The organism is Stenotrophomonas sp. 704A1, assembly GCF_030549525.1.
GTDB classification, from domain to species: Bacteria; Pseudomonadota; Gammaproteobacteria; order Xanthomonadales; family Xanthomonadaceae; genus Stenotrophomonas; species Stenotrophomonas tuberculopleuritidis.
This window is the reverse complement of the sequence record NZ_CP130831.1, coordinates 1,745,656-1,766,870: the sequence shown is the minus strand read 5'-3', so window position 1 is coordinate 1,766,870 and position 21,215 is coordinate 1,745,656. Positions and strand designations below refer to the sequence as shown.

Annotated in this window: 21 protein-coding genes and 1 pseudogene; 3 read left to right on the top strand and 19 right to left on the bottom strand. The window is 66.4% G+C overall.

From position 1 onward, the window contains the following. Positions 1 to 9 precede the first annotated feature (9 nt). From Q5Z10_RS08330 to Q5Z10_RS08310, 5 genes are read right to left on the bottom strand one after another with little or no spacing between them, the layout of a single operon-like run. On the bottom strand, positions 10 to 282 hold the full coding sequence (locus Q5Z10_RS08330) for a VirB3 family type IV secretion system protein (RefSeq protein WP_046988731.1): 273 nt from the start codon (positions 280 to 282) through the stop codon (positions 10 to 12). After that, positions 279 to 671, bottom strand: a complete 393-nt coding sequence (locus Q5Z10_RS08325; RefSeq protein ID WP_061199198.1) for a TrbC/VirB2 family type IV secretion system protein — start codon at positions 669 to 671, stop codon at positions 279 to 281. Before Q5Z10_RS08325 ends, Q5Z10_RS08330 begins: the two co-directional genes overlap by 4 nt. After that, positions 668 to 1,720 (bottom strand): P-type conjugative transfer ATPase TrbB, encoded by a 1,053-nt coding sequence (gene trbB, locus Q5Z10_RS08320; protein WP_061199197.1) that lies wholly within the window; start codon positions 1,718 to 1,720, stop codon positions 668 to 670. Before trbB ends, Q5Z10_RS08325 begins: the two co-directional genes overlap by 4 nt. Then, positions 1,717 to 2,181, bottom strand: a complete 465-nt coding sequence (locus Q5Z10_RS08315; protein ID WP_034017149.1) for a ribbon-helix-helix protein, CopG family — start codon at positions 2,179 to 2,181, stop codon at positions 1,717 to 1,719. Before Q5Z10_RS08315 ends, trbB begins: the two co-directional genes overlap by 4 nt. Further along, positions 2,178 to 4,181: a conjugal transfer protein TraG gene (locus Q5Z10_RS08310; protein WP_061199196.1), complete on the bottom strand. Its 2,004-nt coding sequence runs from the start codon at positions 4,179 to 4,181 to the stop codon at positions 2,178 to 2,180. Before Q5Z10_RS08310 ends, Q5Z10_RS08315 begins: the two co-directional genes overlap by 4 nt. Between Q5Z10_RS08310 and Q5Z10_RS08305 the strand changes: the two genes are divergently transcribed. Then, the gene (locus Q5Z10_RS08305) at positions 4,176 to 4,391 is read left to right on the top strand and encodes a hypothetical protein (RefSeq protein ID WP_128654057.1); all 216 of its coding nucleotides are present in this window, start codon (positions 4,176 to 4,178) and stop codon (positions 4,389 to 4,391) included. The two genes, Q5Z10_RS08310 and Q5Z10_RS08305, sit on opposite strands and share 6 nt — an antisense overlap. A gap of 25 nt (positions 4,392 to 4,416) precedes the next feature. Here the strand turns inward: Q5Z10_RS08305 and Q5Z10_RS08300 are convergent, their stop codons facing one another. The 9 genes and pseudogenes from Q5Z10_RS08300 to Q5Z10_RS08265 form a co-directional block, all read right to left on the bottom strand. Beyond that, positions 4,417 to 4,695: an EexN family lipoprotein gene (locus tag Q5Z10_RS08300; protein WP_033834807.1), complete on the bottom strand. Its 279-nt coding sequence runs from the start codon at positions 4,693 to 4,695 to the stop codon at positions 4,417 to 4,419. Then, the gene (locus Q5Z10_RS08295) at positions 4,692 to 5,636 is read right to left on the bottom strand and encodes a LysR family transcriptional regulator (RefSeq protein WP_013721755.1); all 945 of its coding nucleotides are present in this window, start codon (positions 5,634 to 5,636) and stop codon (positions 4,692 to 4,694) included. Before Q5Z10_RS08295 ends, Q5Z10_RS08300 begins: the two co-directional genes overlap by 4 nt. 102 nt (positions 5,637 to 5,738) lie before the next feature. Further along, positions 5,739 to 6,959 (bottom strand): FAD-dependent monooxygenase, encoded by a 1,221-nt coding sequence (locus tag Q5Z10_RS08290; RefSeq protein ID WP_049791321.1) that lies wholly within the window; start codon positions 6,957 to 6,959, stop codon positions 5,739 to 5,741. Positions 6,960 to 7,002: 43 nt separating this feature from the next. Continuing rightward, positions 7,003 to 8,520 (bottom strand): efflux transporter outer membrane subunit, encoded by a 1,518-nt coding sequence (locus Q5Z10_RS08285; protein ID WP_013721757.1) that lies wholly within the window; start codon positions 8,518 to 8,520, stop codon positions 7,003 to 7,005. Positions 8,521 to 8,532: 12 nt separating this feature from the next. After that, positions 8,533 to 9,648: an ABC transporter permease gene (locus Q5Z10_RS08280; RefSeq protein WP_013721758.1), complete on the bottom strand. Its 1,116-nt coding sequence runs from the start codon at positions 9,646 to 9,648 to the stop codon at positions 8,533 to 8,535. Between the two features lie 5 nt (positions 9,649 to 9,653). Further along, positions 9,654 to 10,796, bottom strand: a complete 1,143-nt coding sequence (locus tag Q5Z10_RS08275; RefSeq protein WP_013721759.1) for an ABC transporter permease — start codon at positions 10,794 to 10,796, stop codon at positions 9,654 to 9,656. After that, the gene (locus tag Q5Z10_RS21420) at positions 10,793 to 11,641 is read right to left on the bottom strand and encodes an ABC transporter ATP-binding protein (RefSeq protein WP_414626067.1); all 849 of its coding nucleotides are present in this window, start codon (positions 11,639 to 11,641) and stop codon (positions 10,793 to 10,795) included. The genes Q5Z10_RS08275 and Q5Z10_RS21420 overlap by 4 nt, the downstream gene beginning before the upstream one ends. A gap of 468 nt (positions 11,642 to 12,109) precedes the next feature. After that, positions 12,110 to 12,484, bottom strand: a pseudogene (locus Q5Z10_RS21415) (ABC transporter ATP-binding protein); the annotation flags it as partial. Positions 12,485 to 12,567: 83 nt separating this feature from the next. After that, positions 12,568 to 13,566 (bottom strand): HlyD family secretion protein, encoded by a 999-nt coding sequence (locus Q5Z10_RS08265; RefSeq protein ID WP_013721761.1) that lies wholly within the window; start codon positions 13,564 to 13,566, stop codon positions 12,568 to 12,570. 126 nt (positions 13,567 to 13,692) lie between these two features. Between Q5Z10_RS08265 and Q5Z10_RS08260 the strand changes: the two genes are divergently transcribed. Together Q5Z10_RS08260 and Q5Z10_RS08255 are read left to right on the top strand one after the other, a co-directional pair. Next, on the top strand, positions 13,693 to 14,385 hold the full coding sequence (locus tag Q5Z10_RS08260) for a TetR/AcrR family transcriptional regulator (RefSeq protein WP_303638638.1): 693 nt from the start codon (positions 13,693 to 13,695) through the stop codon (positions 14,383 to 14,385). Positions 14,386 to 14,389: 4 nt separating this feature from the next. Continuing rightward, complete coding sequence (locus Q5Z10_RS08255) at positions 14,390 to 16,411, top strand: esterase/lipase family protein (RefSeq protein ID WP_061199193.1); 2,022 nt, start codon at positions 14,390 to 14,392, stop codon at positions 16,409 to 16,411. Between the two features lie 86 nt (positions 16,412 to 16,497). Here the strand turns inward: Q5Z10_RS08255 and Q5Z10_RS08250 are convergent, their stop codons facing one another. From Q5Z10_RS08250 to parA, 5 genes are all read right to left on the bottom strand, one after another. Beyond that, positions 16,498 to 18,495 carry a relaxase/mobilization nuclease domain-containing protein gene (locus Q5Z10_RS08250; RefSeq protein ID WP_061199192.1) on the bottom strand — a complete coding sequence of 666 codons (1,998 nt, stop codon included), beginning with the start codon at positions 18,493 to 18,495 and terminating at the stop codon, positions 16,498 to 16,500. A 448-nt stretch (positions 18,496 to 18,943) separates the two neighbouring features. Further along, on the bottom strand, positions 18,944 to 19,543 hold the full coding sequence (locus Q5Z10_RS08245; RefSeq protein ID WP_033834760.1) for a S26 family signal peptidase: 600 nt from the start codon (positions 19,541 to 19,543) through the stop codon (positions 18,944 to 18,946). After that, entirely contained in the window at positions 19,540 to 20,073 is a 534-nt protein-coding gene (locus tag Q5Z10_RS08240) for a DUF2840 domain-containing protein (protein ID WP_033834761.1), read from the bottom strand. Before Q5Z10_RS08240 ends, Q5Z10_RS08245 begins: the two co-directional genes overlap by 4 nt. Then, positions 20,070 to 20,354: a hypothetical protein gene (locus Q5Z10_RS08235; protein ID WP_033834763.1), complete on the bottom strand. Its 285-nt coding sequence runs from the start codon at positions 20,352 to 20,354 to the stop codon at positions 20,070 to 20,072. Before Q5Z10_RS08235 ends, Q5Z10_RS08240 begins: the two co-directional genes overlap by 4 nt. After that, positions 20,351 to 20,989 carry a ParA family partition ATPase gene (gene parA, locus Q5Z10_RS08230; protein ID WP_033834762.1) on the bottom strand — a complete coding sequence of 213 codons (639 nt, stop codon included), beginning with the start codon at positions 20,987 to 20,989 and terminating at the stop codon, positions 20,351 to 20,353. Before parA ends, Q5Z10_RS08235 begins: the two co-directional genes overlap by 4 nt. Positions 20,990 to 21,215 lie beyond the last annotated feature (226 nt).

Sequence of the window (21,215 nt, the reverse complement as noted above, 5' to 3'; positions counted from 1 at the left end):
GGCGTCCCCTCACACGTCCAGCAGCGGGCGGTGCTTGATGTGCCGGGCGAACACGGCCATGAACTGCGGATCGACGCGCGCTCCCCACACCGCCAGCGAATGGCCGACGATCCAGAGCACCACACCCGGAATCCACAGTTGCAGGCCCAGCCCGACAGCGGCGGCCAGCGTGCCGTTGGCAATCGCCACGGTGCGCGGCGCACCGCCAAGCAGGATCGGCTCCGTGAGCGACCGATGCAGCGGCACCTCGAAGCCGTCCGCGAAGGTGTCGGGGGCACTCATACGACAGCCCCGCCGGAGAAGCTGAAGAACGACAGGAAGAAGCTCGAAGCTGCGAACGCGATGGACAGACCGAACACGATCTGGATCAGCTTGCGGAAGCCGCCCGACGTATCGCCGAAGGCGAGCGCGAGGCCCGTGGCGATGATGATGATGACCGCGACGATGCGCGCCACCGGCCCCTGGATGGATTCGAGAATGGATTGCAGCGGGCCTTCCCACGGCATCGAGGAACCGGCAGCCTGTGCGGTTCCGGCCAGGAACAGCAGCAGCGCGGCCAGCAGCAGCCCTTGCTCCGCAGGGCGGGCCAGGCTGCGCAACCGCGCCAGGTTGAACAGGTGCGAAGGCGGATTTACGGAAACACGGAAAGCAGGAACGGTCGTCTGCGTCATGGCAGTTCTCCAAGTGAGTCAGGGGATGGGAAAGTCGCCGCAGCGGGTGCGGCATCGGGGATCGGCGGCAGCTCGGGAAACGGCGTTTCCAGCGCGTCCGCCAGTTGGTAGCCCACGCCGTCGAAGCCGACGACGCGCGCGATGCTCTCGATGCGGCGCTTGCGTCCGCGCCCGGCGATGTGGATCACCACGTTGACCGCCTCGGCGATCAGCGCACGGGGCGGGTTCACCGCCACTTCGAGAATCAATTGCTCCAGGCGCAGCAGTGCGCCGAGCGCGGAGCCGGCGTGGATCGTTGCGATGCCGCCGGGGTGGCCCGTGCCCCACACCTTGATGAGATCCAGCGCCTCGGCGCCGCGCACCTCGCCGACGACGACACGATCCGGGCGCAGGCGCATGGACGAACGCACCAGCTCCGTCATGGACACCACACCTGCGCGCGTGCGCAGCGGTACGTGGTCGCGGGCCGCGCATTGCAGCTCCACCGTGTCTTCGAGCACCAGCACGCGGTCGCCAGTGGCGGCGATCTCGGCCAGCAGCGCATTGGCGAGTGTAGTTTTGCCGCTGCTGGTGGCACCGGCGATCAAGACGTTCTGCCGCTCGCGCACGGCGCGAACGAGAAAGCCCGCTTGGACGCTGGTCATCATCCCGTCGATGACGTACCGCTCCAGCGGGATCACACCGATGGCCCGCTTGCGCAATGCGAAGGCCGGCCCCGGCGCAGCCGGCGGCAAGATGCCCTCGAAGCGTTCGCCGGTTTCGGGCAGTTCCGCCGACAGCAGCGGCTGGCCGCGATGCACCTCCGCGCCGACGTGGGCGGCGACCAGGCGGATGATCCGCTCGCCATCGGCCTCGGGCATCTCCACGCCCATCGGCGCGCGGCCCGACGACAGCCGATCCACCCACAGGGTGCGATCGGGGTTGAGCATGATTTCCATCACGTCCGGGTCTTCGAGCGCGGTGGCGATCAGCGGCCCCATCGCCGTGCGCAGCATCTGGATGCGGCGGTCGAGCGACGTGGCGCTCATGGACTGCGGAGCGGCGCTCATGACGCACGCTCCTGCGCTTGCGCGGCTGCCGCCGCGTCCTCCATTCGCATCGGATCGGGGTGCAGTTCCTCCACCACGTCACGCACCAGGCTGCGCCCGCGCAGCAGGTGGCGGCCCAACTGTTCAACGAACTGCTCGAAGCGCGCCTTGCCCTGGGCGCGGGCAGCCTCTTGGTGCGCCTCGGGAACTGGTGTGCTGACCGTGAGGTAGTAGCGAATGAACAGCGCCAGCGTCTCGATCTGGATGTTCTGGTCGCGCTCCATGCGCTCGGCTTGGCGCGACAGGCGATCCAGCCGCTTGGCGACTGCCGCCTCGCGCTGGTCTGCTGCGTCCGGCGACAGCCAGGACGCCAAAGCAGCGGCGACGATGCTGGACTTGGATACGCCTTTCTTGGCGGCCAGCTCGTCCAGGCGCTTGGCGTGCTCCGGCTGGATGAACAGGTTGAGGCGGTAGTGGCTCATAGCTCGATTCCGTCGTTGGGGTCGAGGGAAGCCAGCCGGGCCGTGCGCTGCATGGCCGGATCAAGCTGGCGAGGAAGGGGAAGCGGCAGGTCGTCGTCGTCGAGCAGCGCGAGGTCGGCCGCAGGCGCGGCCAGCTCGGGGGCGTAGGCGACGGCTTCCGAAAGCTCGGGCTGGCGGCGCGGGCCGCCGTCGTCGGCGGCCAAGCTCTCCAGGCCGTTAGCGGATGCGGCGGCCGGTGCGGCGGGCGTTGGCGGAATGGCCAGCCCGCTCCAGTCGTCCGGGCGCAGCGGCGGCACGTCGGCGTATTGCGCATCCGCAAGCGCGGGCGGCGGCAGCACGCGGCGCTTGAAATTGGCGTCCGCGTAGTAGCGCAACTTCTTCGCCTTGATCGGCGCCACGCTGGACACCATCACCACGGCTTCGTCCGGCGGAAGCTGCATGACTTCGCCCGGCGTCAGCAGCGGGCGGGCCGTCTCCTGCCGCGACACCATCAGGTGGCCCAGCCACGGCGCGAGCCGATGGCCTGCGTAGTTGCGCTGAGCGCGCAGTTCGGTGGCCGTGCCCAGCGTCTCGGAAATGCGTTTGGCCGTGCGTTCGTCGTTCGTCGCAAACGTCACGCGGACGTGGCAGTTGTCCAGAATCGAATGGTTCTGGCCGTAGGCTTTGTCGATCTGGTTGAGCGACTGCGCGATGAGGAAGCTGCGGATGCCGTAGCCCGCCATGAAGGCCAAGGCCGTCTCAAAAAAGTCGAGTCGTCCCAGCGCCGGGAACTCGTCGAGCATCAGCAGCAGCTTGTGGCGGCGCTCGATGCCGTCGGAGCCATCGAGCGATTCGGTGAGGCGCCGGCCGATCTGGTTGAGGATCAGGCGGATGAGCGGCTTCGTGCGCGATATGTCCGAAGGCGGCACCACCAGGTACAGCGACACCGGATGCTCTGCCGCGATCAGGTCGGCAATGCGCCAGTCGCAGCGCGACGTGACTTCGGCCACCGTGGGGTCGCGGTACAGGCCGAGGAACGACATGGCGGTGCTCAACACGCCGGAACGCTCGTTATCCGACTTGTTGAGCACTTCGCGCGCAGCGGAAGCGACGACAGGATGCGGCCCATCGCCCAGGTGGGGCGTGGTCATCATCCGGTGCAAGGTCAGCTCGAACGGGCTGGCCGGATCGGACAGAAAGTTGGCGACGCCGCGCAGCGTCTTGTCCTCGCCCGCGTAGAGCACATGCAGGATGGCCCCGACCAGCAGCGCGTGCGAGGTCTTCTCCCAATGGTTGCGCTTCTCCAGCGCGCCTTCGGGATCAACCAAAATGTCGGCAATGTTCTGAACGTCGCGCACTTCATGCGCGCCGCGTCGCACCTCCAGCAGCGGGTTGTAGGCGGCCGACTTCGCATCGGTCGGGTTGAACAGCAGGCAATGCGAGAAGCGCGAGCGCCAGCCGGCGGTGATCTGCCAGTTCTCGCCCTTGATGTCGTGGATGACGGCCGACGCCGGCCAAGACAGCAGCGTTGGCACCACCAAGCCCACGCCTTTGCCCGAGCGGGTGGGCGCGAAGGTCAGGACGTGTTCCGGCCCTTCGTGCCGCAGGTACTGGCGGTCGTGCTGGCCGAGGAACACGCCGGCCGGCTGTGTGAGGCCGGCTTTGCGAATGTCCTGAGCGTTCGCCCAGCGCGCAGAGCCGTAGGTCGTGACCAGGCGCGCTTGGCGCGAGCGCCAGACCGACATGGCGATGGCGACGACCACGGCGACCATGCCGCTGGCGCCGGCAATGGCGCCGCCGGTGTCGAAGACTTCCGGCGCATAGGCGCCGAAGAAGAACCACCACTCAAACAGCTTCCACGGGTGATAAATCGAAGTGCCAAGGAAGTCGAACCAGGGCGAGCCAAGGCGTACTTGATAGCCAAGGGCCGCGGCTGTCCATTGTGTGGCGCCCCACACTCCGGCGATCACGATGCCGAATACCACGGCGATCTGACCGAACAGCACGTTCGTCCCTTGCATGACCTGGCCTCCGATTTCTCCTGCGCTGATTCCTCATGGAAGAAGCGACACAAGGGCGTGCCGCAGGCGTCAGGTTCGGTGCCGGGTCAGTGCCGGTCAAAGACCGTTTTCAGCAGAAAGGTCGAGCAAAAAGACAGAATGAGTGCGACAGCCAGCCAAAGAAAAACGCCGCAAGCGCAGGCGCATTGCGGCGTGTCGATCAAAAAATGAAGACGATGCGGCGAACCGCCAACGATCAGAACTTGGGCGGTTCTTTCGGCGGCGTGTACGGCGTTTCGCCGTCGCCATAGAACCGCTTGCGCGTGGCTTCGGCCACCCGATTGCACAGCACGTCGCCGAGCTTCGGGCGGTCGGTCTTGCATTGCTGGCGCAGTTCCTTGAGCCGTTCGGGATTGGCCGCCAGTTCTTCCACCGTTGGGATATTCGCTTCCGAAGTGTTGGCCTTCTGAGGCGTTTCGGACTGGCCGCAGGCAGTCAACGCGGCCACCAGCAAGAATGGGACGATCTTCTTCATGGCGCAGGTTCCTCCAGGGAATCGGAATGATGGCCCGGCTTGGGCCTTGGGGGTTCCGGTGATTCGACGGCCTGCACGCGCTCAATGAACCGCGCAAGCTCCTCGGACGGCTCGCCTGCGGCGTGCAGTAGGTAGGTCGTTAGCGGTGGCACGCGCAGCGCCAGCGGCCGGGCGACTACGCCCGGTTCATGGCTGGCGGCAATACGCGCGGCACCTGCCAGACCAAGCGCGAAGCCGGCCGATACCAGCGCCATCATCAAATCACACGAAGCGACTCGTTCTGCGACCAATGGCTCCATGTCCACCCGGCGCAGTATCCGATCGACGTGCTTGGCGGGGCCTTCACACACTTGCGGATCACACAGGACGAGCGGATAGCGCAGCAGTTCATCCAGCGGAATGCGCTTGTGGGCTAGCAGCGGATGCCGTGCGGGCACCGCCACCATGATCGGGTCGCTCCAGACAGGTATGGCGGTGATGCCATCACCCACTTCATCGGACTGCGTGAACCCCACGTCGTACAGGTCGTCATGCAGGCCCTTGATCTGCTGCGACAGCGGCACCTCGAAGAACCGTATTTCGACTTCCGGCTCCTCCTGCCGGCATAGCGCCAGCACGGCCGGCAAGCGCGAGGGCGTAATGCCGTCCGACAAGGCCACGCGCAATTGGCCATGAAAACCGTTTGCCGCCGCTTTTACACTGTCGCGTGCTTGTTCCAAGGCCGTGAACACGCGGCGCACGTGTTCCAAGAACAGCGTGCCAGCGCGGGTCAGTCGAGTGGTGCGCGTGGTGCGGACGAACAGCGCCACACCCAAGTCTTCTTCCAACTCCTTGATCGCCCGCGACAATGGCGATTGCTCCATGTGCAGTCGTTCCGCTGCCCGCGCAAAGCGCAGTTCTTCAGCTACCGCAAGAAAGCAGCGCAGGTGTCGGATCTCCATAACTCTGCTGCCCCCTGATGAAGTCTGTCTTAGCCTGATGCCATCTGGATCAGACGCTTGGATTGGAAGCTCTACCCCCCACAACCTGACGGCAGTGAACACTCAGAAAATCGGACGTTCCCGTTGCTGCATGACGGGCAGAAATTTGCCCACGTGCGAGAACACCCAGCGCACTATGGGATTGGTCAAAAGTGACATCGCACGCTTGCGGATGCGGATTGCCTTGTCGCTGGCGGGGGTGAAGACGCCAATGCCGGTTCCGGCCGACTTCTGGAACTCCGCTATCCGTGGCCGCATCGTGGCTTCCCAGTCGGCGAGGGCGGCTGCGATGTCGTCGCCATGTTCTTCGAGACGCTTGCCCAGCACATTGGCGCCGGCCAGGCCGCTCGACGCGCCCATGCCCGAGTAAAGTGATGGGCACCAGGCCGAATCACCGACCAGCACCACGCGCCCCTGATACCAAGTGGAAAGGCGAACCTGCTCGGCGATGTCGAACAGGGCCGCCTCGCTCGTCTCCAGTTGCCCCAATGCAGCTTCCAGGATAGGGCCGAGAGGCTCTGGCCCGAATGCCTTGCGGATTTGTTCGGCGGCCTTCCCTTTACGCTCGGCATCAGGATCGGCCGCATACCAGGAGAACAGTACCGTCGATCGCCGATCATCGAAGGGAAAGACGGTGAACGAACGACCAGGCTCGATGATCTGCCCTCCGACCCCGCTTGGCAGCGTGGGTAGATCCTCCTGAAGCGCATAGGCGCAGATCATGGTGCCAAGACGCTGCAAGCCGCCAAGCGCAGGAGGGAATGCAAGACGGCGCACCGTGGAGCGGATGCCATCGGCACCGATCACAAGGTCGAACCAGCGGCGGCTCACGCCCTGCGGCCCTTCAAGCGTCACCTCGACACAATCCCCATTTTGCTCGATCGCGGTCGGAGTGGTCGAGAAGTGGATTTCCGTGTCGGGCGCGACCTCTTGCAATGTCTTCCAAACTGCGTCTTCGACATCACCCCGCATGGTGAGGTAGGGATTGATCGGTATGTCGGCGAAACTCAGGCCCGGAGATCGATTCCCTTGCCGATCGATGACATAGGTCATGCTTTCGGCCCTGTGATCGACCAAGCGGTCTCCGACTCCTAGATCGGCGGCAGCCGATCGCCCCACACCCATCACGGCAATGAAGTAGCCGCCCCGGCGGCGGGCTGGCGCACGTTCGACAACGACGGGAAGCCACCCCGCACGGTGCAGCGCAATCGCGCACGCGATGCCACTGATGCCAAGTCCTACCACCAGCGCAGTGCGCCTTGCCACGGCAGGGGTCTTCGACATGTCTGCTTCCAGCTCAGGGCCATTTTTCCGCATGGTTCTCTCCTCACTCCATCCCTTTTCCTGCCGCGTTCTCCGTGTCCAACGGCACGTTGCCGATGGCCTTGTTGACGGTGACGTAGCGCGTACTCAAACGTCCCTCGCTGGCCGCCAGGTCACGGCGGGCTTGTAGATAGCTGCGCTGGGCGTCGAGTACGGCAGTGAAATCGGTGACGCCACCGTCGTAGCGCGCCTGTGCAAGCTGATAGGCATCGCCAGCCGCATCGCTGCGGGTTTGCAGTTCGCGCGCCTGACGCTGCTCGGCGCTGTAGGCGGACAGCGAATCGTCGATTTCCTGCCAAGCTTTCAGCACGGTCTGTTGGTAGTTGATGGCGGCTTCTTGCTGTTGCAGTTCGCGCAGTTGCACGGTGGCCTTGCGTCGGCCATGGTCGAAGATCGGCAGGCCGAGGCTGGGGCCAACCGACCAGGTGCGGCTGCCCCAGTCAGAAAATTCGCCGCTCAGGTAGGACTCGTAACCGAACGTCGCACCAAGCCGGATGCTGGGGTACAGGTCGGCCCTGGCGATGCCGATGCTGGCGGTGGCGCTGTGCAGGCGCGCTTCGGCGGCGCGGATGTCGGGGCGGCGCAGCGCAACTTCCGATGGCAAGCCGAGGGCAAGATCGGGCAACGAAGTCCCGGCGTCGGCTTCGCGCGGTGCGAGTTCGGCCCGCAGCGCGCCCGGGCGTTCGCCCAGCAGCAGTGCGATCTGATTGGCGCTGGCGGCTTCCTGTGCCAGCAGCGGCGGCAGTTGCGCTTTCAATGCGGCCAGTTCGGCGCGCTGGCGTTGCAGGTCGGTGTGGTCGAGCACGCCGCCTTCTACGCGCGCTTGCAGCAGCGCGGCGCGGTCTTCCAGTGCGGCGATGTCCTCGCGCATCAAGCGGATCTGCCGCTGGGCGGTGCGCAGCTCGAAGTAATTGCGCGCCACGTCGCTGGTCAGGCCAAGGCGGGCCAGATCGAGCAGCGCAGCCTGGTGGCCGACATCGGCATCGGCGGCTTCCACGGATCGGCGCACGCGGCCCCACAAATCCAGCTCCCACGAGGCGTCGAAGCCGGCCTGGTACAGCGTGAACGGTTCGGCCAGCAACTCGGTGAGGCTGGGGTCGGCCCCCATGATGCCGATCATGCGCGTGCCGGCACCGCTCTGGCTCTGGCGCTGGCGGGTGGCGCTGCCGCTGGCGTTGATTTCCGGCCCGCGCTGCGCGGCCACCGTGTTGCGCTGCGCGCGCGCCTGGGCGAAGCGCAGCGCGGCGGTGCGCAGGTCGGGGCTGGCATCGAAAGCGCGCTGCTGCAACGCATCGAGGGTTGCGTCGTTGAATGCCAGCCACCACTGGGCCGGCAATGCCTGAGTGGCTTCGGTCGGAATGCGTAGCGACGCATCACCGCTGCGCCAACTCGTCCAATCGTCCGGTGCGGCGGGCGTGGGCTTGACGAAATCCGGGCCAACGGCGCAACCGGCGAGTGCGGCGGCAAGCGCACCGGCGAGCAGGCGGGGGACGAGACGATTGGAACAGCGCGGTGCGTGCATGACGATACTCGATCAGGAAAGGCGATTGCGGAACAGCCACGCCGCCAGCGGCAGCGATATGGCGCCCATCACCAGCAAGGGAATGAAATCGCGCCAGATGTCGAGGAAACCGGCGCCTTCCAGATACACCCGGCGCACGATGCTCATGCCGAAGCGCAGCGGGTTGGCGTAGGTGGCGACCTGCAGGATTTCCGGCATGTTCTTCACCGGCGTCAGCAAGCCGGAGAGCAGCATCAGCGGCATGATGAGCAGGAAGGTGTAGAGCATCGCCTGCTGCATGCTCAGAGACACCGCCGACACCGACAGGCCGACGCCGACCGCGGCGATGTTGAAGGTGAGCAGCCCTGCGTACAGCAGCCACACCGAGCCGTTCATCGGGATCTGGAACCAGAACAGGATGACCAGGAAGATGATGGTCGATTGCAGCAGGCCGACCAGAATCGCCGGGATCGCCTTGCCGATCAGGATCTGGAACGGCGTCAATGGCGTGACCAGCAACTGGTCGAAGGTGCCTTGCTCGCGTTCGCGCGCCACCGACAGCGCCGCGATCAGCAAGGTCTGCAACATGCTCAGTGCGCCGATCAGCCCCGGCATCATGTTCCAGCGCGATTCCAAGTTGGGGTTGAACCAGGCGCGGCGCTCGATCGCGATACCGGCTGCACCGCCGCCCAGCGAAGCGTTGTAGCTGGCGACGATAGAGCCGACGTAAGCAGACGCCGAACCGGCGGTGGAGGAATTGCGCCCGTCCAAGATCACCTGCAGCGGCGCGCTCTGGCCGGCATTCAGGCGCTGCTGGAAATCGGCGGGAATGCTCAGCACCATCAGCGCATCGTTACCGTCGATCATTCCTGCGATCTGCGAGGAGTTGGTCAGGGTGGCGGCGCGGTGGAACACGCCGGTTCCGTCCAGCCGTGCCAGTAATTCAGCCGACGCTTGGCCACGGCTCTGGTCAAGCACCGCGTAGGGCACGTTGGTGAGGTCGTAGGTGGCGCCATAGCCGAACAGCAGCGCCTGCATCAGTGCTGGAGCAAACAGCATGGCGCGGTTGGCGGGGTCTTTGACCAAGGCGAGGATTTCCTTGCGGATCAGCGCGCCGATCTGGGCCAGGGTGGCGAAAAAGGCATGCATCGCAGTCACCTCAAGGTCTTGCGCAACGTGCGCTGCGTGGCGAACATCAACACCAACGCATACAGCGCGAGAATGCCGCAATTCAGGAAGATCACCGGCCAGTTGTTGCCGGCCATGAACAGGGTCTTGATCAACGCCATGAAGTGCGTGGCCGGCAGCAGTTGGCTGATGACCTGGATCACCACCGGCACGTTGCGCAGGTCGAACACGAAGCCGGAGAGCATCATCGCCGGCATGAAGCTGGCCAGCAGTGCCATCTGGCTGGCCTGGAACTGGTTGCGGGTGACCCCGGAGATCCACAGCCCGAGCAGCAGCGACACCATCAGGTACAGCAGGCCAGCGATGACGATGACGACCAGCGAGCCGCGCATCGGCACGTGAAACAGGAAGTGCGCGGCCAGCAGGCACAGACCCAAGTCGATCACTCCGACCACCATGTACGGCGCGATCTTCGACAGCACGATCTCCATCGGCCGCACCGGGGTGACGAACAGCGATTCCAGCGTGCCGCGCTCCCATTCGCGCGCGATCAGCAGCGAGGTCAGGAAGCCGCCGATCAGGGTCAGCACCAGCACGATCAGGCCGGGGATCAGGAACCAGCGGCTTTCGCCGGCCTCGTTGAACCACATCCGCTGCACGACCTCGACGTTGCCGATGCCGGCGGGCTTGTTGCCGGCGCGATCCGCCTGTTGCTGCGCCCATGAACCTATCGCGCCGCTCACATAGCCTTCGATGGTCTGCGCCGAGCTGGAATCCACGCCGTTGAGCAGCAACTGGATGCGCGCATCGCCGGCGTTCAAGCGGCGCGAGAAATCCATCGGCACTCGGACGATGCCATCCACCGTGCCGGCCATCATCAAGCGCTCGGCCTCGGCCATGTCGGCAGCAAACAACGGCGCGATATACGGCGAGCCTTGCAGGCCATCGACCAGTTCGCGCGCGGTCGGCGAGCGGTCTTCCAGCACCACCGCGACCGGCGCGTTCTTCACGTCGAATGACAGGCCATAGCCAAACAGCAGGATCAGCGCGACCGGCAACAGCAGGCCGACCGCAAGGTTGCTCTTGTCTCGCAGCATCTGCCGCACTTCCTTGCGCAGCAGGGCGGTGAAGCGGCGCAGAAACCCGCTTTGTGTGTCGTGCGTGCTCACGCCGCCACTCCTTCGGCCGCCTTCGCTCGGCCTTGCTCGACGATGGCGATGAACGCGCTGTTCATGTCGCCGCCGGCGTCGCCGGCTTGCTCGCGCACCTGTATCGGCGTGCCCAGCGCCAGCATCCTGCCGGCATCTTGGATCGCGATGCGGTCGCAGTATTCGGCCTCCTCCATGAAGTGGGTGGTGATGATGATGGTGGTGCCGCCCTGCGCCAGGGCGGTGATGGTGCGCCAGAACGCGCGCCGCGCCAGCGGGTCGATGCCGCTGGTCGGCTCATCGAGGAACAGGATCTCCGGTTGGTGCAGCAGGCCGGCGGCCATCGCTAGGCGCTGCTTGTAGCCGCCGGGCAACTGGCCGCTGAGCGCCTTCGGTTCCAGCGCGAACTGCTCGATGATCGCGTCCACCCGCGCGTCTCGGGCCTTGCCGCGCAGGCCGTAGGCGCCGCCGAAGAACTCCAGGTTCTCGCGCACGCTCAGGTTGCCGTACAGCGCGAACTTCTGCGACACGTAGCCGATGCGCGCGCGTGCCTTGGCGCGGGCATGGCGCAAGTTCAGGCCGGCCACTTCCAGATAGCCGCTGGTCGCCGGCAGCAGGCCGCACAACATGCGGAAGGTCGTGGTCTTGCCGGCCCCGTTGGGGCCGAGCAGGCCGAAGATTTCTCCGCGTGCGACCTCGAACGAGGTGCTGGCCACGGCGGTGAAATCGCCGAACTTGCGCACCAGGTCGCGCACCACGATCACGGGTTTTCCGTCATCGCGCGGCGCATCGACGTTCGCTTCCTGCGGTGTCGTGGCTTGTGGCGAAGCCGCTTCGTCGCCGTCCTGATGCTGGCGCAACAACATCATGAAGGCGTCTTCCAGTTCTTCCGTGCGCGATTGCGGGGGCGAACCATCGAGCAACGCGGCGATCTTTGCTTCGTCCGCATTCGGCTGGCGGATGAAACGCACTGCGCCGCCGCTGGGAACGGCATCGACAATCAACTCGCTGGCGTCGATCAGCCTGGCCTGCAAGTCGCGGGCTGGCGTGCCTGCGGCCGGCGGCGCAACGAAGGCCAGCCCGCGTGCGCGTTCGGCCAGCGTCTGCGGCGTGCCTTCGGCCAATACTTTGCCCAGGTTCATCACGAACACTTGCGCGCAGCGCTCGGCCTCGTCCATGTAGGCGGTGCTGACGATCACGCTGAGCTGTTCGTCCTCGACCAGTTGCTGCACGATCTTCCACAGTTCGCGCCGCGACAGCGGATCGACGCCGACGCTGGGTTCGTCCAGCAGCAGCAAGTCAGGCGAACGCACCAGGGTGCAGGCCAGGCCGAGCTTCTGCTTCATGCCGCCGGAGAGCTTGCCGGCGGGCCGGTCGGTGAAGCGCGCCAGGTCGGTCATGTCCAGCAGTCGGGCGAAGCGTTCGCGGCGCTGCTGCTGCGGCACGCCATGCAGGTCGGCGTAGAGGTCGAGGTTCTCCTGCACGCTCAGGTCTTCGTACAGGCCGAAGCGCTGCGGCATGTAGCTGATGCGATCCTGTACCGCCTGCGGGTCTTGCGCCACGTCGATCCCGAGCACCCGCAGGCTGCCGGCGTCGGGCTTCAACAGGCCGGCCATCATTCGCAGCAACGTGGTCTTGCCGGCGCCATCCGGGCCAACCAATGCTGTCAGCTCGCCTTGGCGCACCTGTAGCGACACGCCATCGACCGCGTGCAGCGGCCCGCCGCCCGGCGCCTCGAAGGTCTTGCGCAGGCTGTCGGCGACGACGCTGGCGCCGGCTGGCTCGGCTCGGCTCATTGCGTGTCGCCGCCCAATACGACAGTGGCAGGCTGGCCCAGGCGCAGCGCATCGTCGTTGTCCTCGACGACCACCCGCACCTCATAGACCAGGCTGGTGCGCAGTTCCTCGGTCTGTACCGCTTTCGGGGTGAACTCGGCGACCGAGGAGATATAGCCGACCTTGCCGGTGATGGGCCTGTCCGGTGCGCTGTCGGTGGTGACGCGCGCGGACTGGCCGGGCTTGACCTTGCCCAAATCCGGTTCATTCACATACACGCGCACCCACTTCGGACGGGTGATCGCCAATGCGTACACCGGCTTCTGCGGGGTGGCCATGTCACCCGGTTCCAGCAGGCGCGAGCGCACCACGGCATCGGATGGCGCGATCAACTGGCCCTGAGAAACCTGATGCTGCAACAGTGCCAATTGCGCCTCGGAGGACTTCAGTTGCGCCTCGGCGGCGGCGATGTCTTCCTTGCGCGGGCCGATTTCTGTCAGGCGCAGCGCGTCGCGCTGTTGCGCCGCCTGCGCGTCGGCGACCTGCACGGCGGCACGGGCGCGATCCAATTCCTGTGCGCTGACCCCACGGTTGTCGGTATTGGCGGCAATCCCCTGCAATCGCGCCAAGTCCTTGCGCGCACGCTCGGCATCGGCCTGTGCAGCGGCGTAGCTACTTCTCGCCTGCGCCAGTTCTTCGGGGCGCGAGCCGTTCTTCAGGCGCAACAGATTCTGCTGCTGCACGCCGATCTGCGCCTGCGCCTGTTCGGCCTGCAAGGCCAGCGTTTGCGTGTCCAGCGTGGCCAACAGTTGACCCGCCTTCACCGCATCGCCTTCATCGACCTTCAATTCGGCCACGCGGCCACTGCCATCGAAAGCCAGCGACACCTGCCGGATGTCCACGTTGCCGTACAGCACCAGCGCACCGTCGTGGTCTTTATCCCGCTGATGCATCCAGGCCCATGCGCCGAGCGCCAGCACTACAAGGAGACCAAGGGCAATGAGGGGCTTCTTCATGTCAAACGATCCAGGAAGTCGGAATGGAGGCAGAACGATGCGGTGCGCTACGATAACACTAAATTGATTTTAGTTTTAGTCTAGGCGAGAATGCAAGCCGTACCTGCTGCTCTGGACAATCGAGGAATGAACAAACCTGCACGCGGACTTCGCTCGGATGGCGAGGCCACCCGAACCCGGATACTTGAGGCGGCGGGCGAGCTGTTCGCCACCACGGGGTATGCCGAGACCTCCTCAAAGGCCATCGCTGCCCAGGCCCAGGTGGATTTGGCGTCGATCAACTACCACTTCGGCAACCGCAGTGGTCTGTATCAAGCCGTGCTGGCGGCGTCTCATGGCCGGCTGCTGGACATGGCCGCCCTGCGGCAACTCGTCGGCAGCGGGTTGTCTCCCTCGTCGAAGTTGCGCGTGCTGATCGAGCAGTTGGTCGAGCGCGCGACTCAGGAACCCCAAGCATGGCAGTTGCGTGTCCTGGCCAGGGAAGTGCTGTCCCCGACCTCGCACCTGCAGATCCTTTTCCAGGACGAAGCACAGCCGAAGATGGCGCTCCTCAAGCACATGCTCGGCGAGATCACGCAGATACCCCCGGAAGACCCCGCCCTGACCCGGTGCCTGCTCAACGTGATCGCCCCCTGCCTGATGCTGCTGGTCGGTGGACGCAGTTTCCCCGGCCCGTTGCAGGAGATCTTCCAGATGCCTTCTCAGACGATTGCGAGCCACCTGTACCACTTCGCCATAGGGGGGCTGGAGGCGATATCCAGGGAGTACGCGGAGCAGGCCGAAATCCGAGGCAAGCCCGGATCGCCAGCGACGAAGTAGCGCGATGAAAAGCCGGTACGCAAAGCTGGTGGTTCTGGCGGTGGCATCGCTGCTGCTGAGCGGTTGTGCGGTTCTGCGCGAATTCCGCCCGGCGGTGGAAGTCGCCGCAATGACGCCCGGCGAATACATCACGCTCAAGCGCGGCGACATCCTGACCAGCGGCAAGCTCAGCGCCGCCACCCTGGAGACGATCCGCGTTGCCGGTCTGGACGATGGTGCCTGTGCGAAGCCGGAGGCCGCCGGGTGCATCCATGCCGTGTCGGATGTTCAGGGGTTGACCAGCGAGCAGCGCCTGTCGGCCTTGTCGGAGTTGTGGCTACAGCAGGCGCAGACCTTGCCGGATACCGAGCAACAGGTCGCTCCCGATGCCGGCGATCAACGCCTGAATGCCTGGCTGGAGGTGGCTCGGCATGCCTATGCCTACCTGTTCTTCAGCGAGCGCTCGCCGGACGCGCGCGCCTTTGAGGATCGCCAGACTCAGGTGCGCGACTACTACAACCTGGCGGTGCAGGAGGCGGCATCGCTCGTGTTCGCCAGTTATCGCGGTAAGGCGCTGGCGAGTGCGGAGATGATGTTCAGGGATGGGCCGTGGATGGTGACGCTCGAACCGCCGGATGTGGTGTCCCCCGGTCGGGCGCGGGCAATCCTGCCGCACGAACTGCTGCCGGCTTCGTCGCTGTCGTTCGCCGGGCTGCGCAGCACGTTTCGACGCGATGGCTTCGGTGCCGAACTGGTGGCAGTGATGGCCCCTGATCCCGTGACGACGGCGGCAGCGGACTCTGGCGGCGCAGGAACCGAGCAACCGCATCAGCGGCCCGACCAAGCGTGGAGCGAAATGCCGACAGCGGCAATCACTGCGTTGCTGCGCTTTTCTGGCGAAAACCTCGCCCAAGTGCTGTCCACTCGCGAGGTCGCGCTTTCCGTTCACGACCCATACCGGGACGCGAAAATCGAACTGCATGGACAGGATGTGCCGTTGGCGGCGAACTTCACCGCCAGCTACGGACTGTGGCTGGCGCGCTCGGGTTTCAACCGGCAATCGCTGCGCAGCCTGTTCGGAGGTGAGCAGGGCATCGAACGCCCGCACCTGTACCTGATGCAGCCCTATGACCCGGATCGTCGCATCATCCTGATGATTCACGGCCTGGCCAGCAGCCCGGAAGCCTGGGTCAACGTGGCCAACGAACTGATGGGCGACGAGGAGATTCGCCGCCAGTTCCAGGTCTGGCAGTTCTACTACCCGACCAACATGCCGATCGCACTGAACCACCACGCGATTCGTCAGACGCTGGACGGGGCGCTGCGGCACTTCGATCCACAGGGGAACGCTGCCGCCTCCCGTGACATGGTGCTGATAGGTCACAGCATGGGAGGCGTGATCTCGCGCTTGATGGTGTCATCGTCGGGGGGCGACGCCCTGTGGAACGAGCTGCTGGCCGGACGCGAATTCGACGATGGCAGACTGGAGCGACTGCGCAAGCGGGTCGGCCCGCTCATGCACTTCGAGCCGCTTCCCCAAGTGGAACGCGCGATCTTCATTGCAGCCCCGCACCGCGGCACCGAGGTTGCCGGTGGTCGCCTGGGGCGTTTCGCCAAGCGCCTGGTGCGCCTGCCACTGACCCTGCTGGAAGGCTTCGCCGACGTATTGGACGATCTTGCCCATGGCGAGGCGGCAAAGGCTGGCGGGGATAAGCTCAGGCTACCCAACAGCATCGATAACCTCGACCGCTCCGACCCATTCGTCCAAGCCGCCGCCGGGCTGTCAATTTCGCCGTGCGTACGCTTCCACTCGATCATCGGCCATCAAGATCCCGAGGTTCCGCTGACCAAATCCGACGACGGCCTGGTGCCCTACTGGAGCGCCCATCTGGACGGTGCCGTATCCGAAAAAATCGTCCATTCCGCGCACAGTGTCCAGGGAACCGCGCCGGCGATCGTCGAAATGCGCCGCATCCTGCACGAGGACATCCGCGATCGTGCCACGGTTCCGGTAGCGACAGCAGCGGAAAATGGATGCCGGAGCTAGTCGAGGTTGATAAGGAAGAACAGGGCCTGGTTGTGTAGTTCCTATCGGCCAGGGACTATGTTGACGAGCATTGGGCATGGACTTGTTCAGCTAACGGACTGACCTCGCTGTCTCCCGACTTCCCATGTAGCTCCGCCGCCGCGAACCGTCGCGGCAAGCTGTTGCCCCAGCCGCTGCTCGATCACTGGCCGCCATGGCACTAGGCTGAACCCCATGCCGTCATCGAGCATCGCATAGCGACCGCTGGCGAGCATGACGCTGCGACGGTAGATGCCTGCTACACGCTGGCCGTCGGCCACCGGGCGATGCTCCAGGCCGGTTTCGGTGGCAATGTCCTTGGCGGCCTGCGCCAGTTCCCGGTTGCGTAGCGTGCGCAGCAGGTTGCGCGCCAGGATCACGCGCTGCCCGCGCCGCTCGGCTAGCCCCTGTTCGGCCAGGAAGTCGGCGCGCTGCTGCATCGCCTGTTTGGCCTCGCCGCCAAAGCCCAGGTCGCCCAGGCCTGAGCCGCCGCCGATCAACTGCTGGTCGAGCCAGGTGGCCCCGATCACGCGGGCCTGCCGCTCGATGGGCAGGTGCGATTTCAGTTCCACCGCCACGCCGCCCAGGCGCTGCGCGTCGTACTGGCGACCGCGCTCGGCCAGGTCGCCCGGCACCTTCCATAGCCCCTCGGCCACGCGCTCCACGATGCCGGCCCGGCGCAGGGCTTCGAGCCGGCGGATGTGGGCCGCGACGACTTCCTGCGGATCGCGGCCGGGCACGGCCTGGCCTTGCGCGATGGCGAGGTGGTGATCGGTGCGGTACAGGCCATCGCTCGCCAGCGAGGCGATGTTGCGGTCGGCCGCGCGCACGTCGGCCGACCCCTTCACCTCCACCACGGCGCCGGTCGGATAGTTCGCCAGCTCGTCGCGGGCGTTGAGTGCGACGTAGTGGGCTTTGCCGTCCACCCCGTCGATGACCAGATAGCCCCGGTCGCGCAGCTCGTCGGCCAGCCCTTTCGCGGCTACGCGGCCGAGAATGGTTCGGCCGCTTCCGTCGGCATCCTGGCCCGGCTCGAACACCGCCAGCTCGCGCGGCTCGCCGCGCATAGCCCGCTGCATGGTGCGGATGATGTCGCCACGCTCGCCCAGGGCGCGCAGGGTCTTTTCCGCATCGGCATGGACGGCCCAGGTGCCGGACTGCATTTCGTCGGCCAGGCCCAGGCGCTGCAAGCTTTGCAGGCGGCCGATCAGCAGCAGGCGCTGGCGTTGCAGCCGCGGTTCGTTGAAGCGTTCGATCCGCACCCGGCCGTCCTCGCCGGCCTCCCGTTGCAGGGTGCGATCCAGGCTCGTCCACCGCTCCTGCTCCACCTCGCGCTGCAAGGTCTGCTGGATCTCCAGCTCGGTGCGCGGCCCCAGCCATTCGGTCGCCAGCTCGGCGGCGCGATGGCGGAAGCCATCGGCGATGTAGTCGCCCGCGATGATGAGGTCTTTGCCGGTGTCGTCGCGCCCGCGCGCGACGATGTGCGTGTGCGGGTTGTCGGTGTTCCAGTGGTTGACGGCCACCCAATCGAGGCCCGTGCCCAGGTCGGCTTCCATGCGGCCCATGAGGTGCCGTGTGTAGGTGCGCAGGTCTTCCAACTCGGCGCCATCCTCGGGCGAGAGGATGAAGCGGAAATGGTGCCGGTCGTCGGCGCAGCGTTCCTTGAAGGCGTCGAGGTCGGCGGCATCGGTCTGCGGCCCGTAGGCTTGGCCCGGTTCGCCATCGCGGCCCACGCCGTCGCGCTCGATATAGCGTAGGTGCTTGGCAAGTGACTGCGGGCTGGCCTGGCGCTGGTTGACCAGCAGCGTCTTGATGGTCGCGCGCCGCGACATGGGCGTGAGCTTCGCCCCTGCGAAGCGCGCCGCCGTGTGGCCGCGCCCCAGGCGCGAACCGGGCCGCTGGCCGGTGCCACGCGCCGATGCCGGACGGCGCACCGAGGACTTGCCGCCGCTGGCCTTGCCAGCCTGCTTGAGCACCTTGGAAACGAAGCTCTGGCCCTGGCCCTTGCCCCGGTTCTTCGGGGCGCTGGGGCGCACCCGGAAATCGTCGTCGCGGCGGTCGGTCATAGCTGCGCTTCCTGCAAGTTCTGGCGTGTCCGGGCGTGCGAAGCACGCGGACATGCCTGCATTGGCGCGACCCTCGCGCCCCACGCGGCACGGCGGCGAAGCCGCTCCGTGCTGCGCCACCCCCACGTGCAGACTGGCTTTCGACGCGGCCCGGTGCCGCGTCCTTTTGTCTTGCCTTCCGCCTTTGCCCCTCGCTGACGCTCCGGGCAGCGGCGGCCCGGCGGCGCTGTGCTGCGAGCAGCCAGCCCGCCGGCGAACGCGGACACGGCCGCAGGCCGGGCGCGTTCGAGGCAAGACGCCTGCATGTAGGACGGCTGCGCCGGAGGCAGCGCGAAGTGCGGTGCGAATGCACCCGCACTGCACGCGCGACGACACGGCGACGGCCAGCAGAACAACACGCCCGATGGCACGACAAGATGCACGGCAACGTGCAGCGAGTCGGCGACCATCATGGGCGGGACTCCAGCCAGACCGGATGCGCGACGCCGATCACGGCGGATGCGCTGACCGGCCCAAAGTACCTGCTGTCGAACGACGCCGGGTTGGTCACACTGAGCAGGAACAGTTCGCCGGGTTCGATGCGACGGCATTGCTGCCAGGATGGCAGCGGGCGGCCCCAGCGGTCAGCGGGCAGCACGGCGGCCGAAGGCACGCCGTCGATGCGGACGATGCGGCCAGTGATGCACACCTCCTGCGGCGCGACGGCGCCCACGCGCTTGAGCAGCGGCACGCGCGACGGCAGGTAGCCGCGCTGCGCAGCCAGCGCGGCGGCATCTGGCGGCAGCGTGGTCAGGACGATGCTGCCCACGGACAAGGGACGTGGCAGCGAGCCGGTGCCGTGGCCCAGCGGATCGACGCGATACCATCCGACCGCCACGCTGTCGGATGGGTTGTAGATCAAGCGCGGCAGCGGCTGCACGAAGGACGCCCAGGCCAGCGCAGCGAGGCCGCAGGCGGACAGGCCCGCCAGCACGATGCGAGCGCGCAGGCGCGAGCGAGGATGCGGCGGAATGCCGGTTGCACCGGCAACGGCGGATGGAAGCGTCATGGCAGCGCCCTCCCGGTCAGCCAGGCGGCGTGCCGCTCGGCGGTGTATTCGGGTAGCGGCAGGCGCGCGGCGAGGCGGTTGGCGAGCGTGCGCCAGTACGCGGGCGAGGTGCCGACAGGCGTGATGCCCAGCGCCTCGATGGCGTCGATGCGCTCCAGCACGGCGCGCACCTGGTTCTCGCCTTCGGCGTGCAACAGCAGGCGCGCGCCCGGCTGCACGCCGGGGATGCGCTGCGTCGCATCGAGCGGCGTGCAAGCCTGCATCACCATGAGCTGCCAGCGCACAGTGCCGTAGTCGTTGGCCTGCCAGCGGATACGGCACAGCATGGCACCCGGCAGGAACACCGCGCAGCGCCGCCAGCGGTCGAGCTGGTGTGTGCGCGCGGGTTCGCCGAAGCGCAGATAGAGCTTGAAGCGCGGTTCGATGTAGGCCAGCGCCACGCGCGTCAGCGGTGCGCTGGCAGGCTGGCCGGAAAGTGCTGCGAGCGCAGCCGTGGCCGCGCCAGCGGCAGGCGAAGCGGATGCAGTCATGGCGTGTTCTCCCTGCGGTGCTCTGGAAACTCGCGCTCCAACAGGCCGCGCAGCAGGTCGGCCACAGTCACGCCTTGCGTGAAGGCCGACACCTTGATGCGCGCCCGCATGGCGGGCGTGATGTCAAGGGTCAGGCGAGCGGTGTACAGGTCGCCCTTGCCCAGCACATCGGCGTCGCCCTGACGAATCCACGCCTCGGCGTGCGGATTCGCGGGCGGACGCGCGCCGATGCCGACGCGCTTGGCCGTGCGCTTGCTGTTCGGTGGCGGCTTCTCTGTCATGTCGGCCACCGCAGCAGTTCGTCCACCAGCGCGGTGATTTCGCGTGCGGCGGCGCTGTCCGGCGCCGTCTCGCGTGCAAGCCGGCCAGCGGCCACGCTGTCGGCGAACACGATGCGTTGATGCACTTCCGCGCGCAGCGCAGGAAGCGGCTGGTCTGCGAGCGCCTGGCGCGCTTCGCGTCCGATCACGGTGGTACTGACGCGCCGGTTGATAACGAAGGCCGCGCGTAGCGCAGGCCGGAAGACTTGCGCCTCGCGGATCAGCGCCACCATCTCGGCGCTGGCCCACAGGTCGTAGGGGCTGGGCTGCACCGGGATCAGCACGCGCTCGGCCGCCAGCAGCGCGGAGCGCGCCAAGGCGGCGATGCGCGGCGGGCCGTCGATGATGACGTGATCGGCCCTCCTGGCGAGTTCTGGCGCCTCTTGGTGCAGCGTTTCGCGGGCGAGGCCCACGGCGCTGAACAGCCGTGGCAAGCCTTGCTGGCTTCTGCGCTGCGTCCAGTCCAGCGATGAACCCTGCGGGTCGGCGTCCAGCAGCACGACGTGCTGGCCGCGCATCGCCAGCTCGCCGGCGATGTGCGTGGCGAGCGTGGTCTTGCCGACACCGCCTTTCTGGTTGAGCAAAGCGACGATCATGGCCTGGCCCTCCATGCTGGAAAGCCGGGCTTTTGCTGCTGCGTTTGTGGCCGCGTGGTGGTTGTCCACCGCAGCGGCGTTTCTCTACTAAAAGTTAGAGAAATTAAGTTAGGGAAGTTAGAGGGCGAGGAAACCCAATGCTGGCACGGGTTTGCGGCCGATCGGCACGCCTGATAGCACGATAGTCCCACGCCTGATAGCACGATACCTCGCACGCCCGATAGCA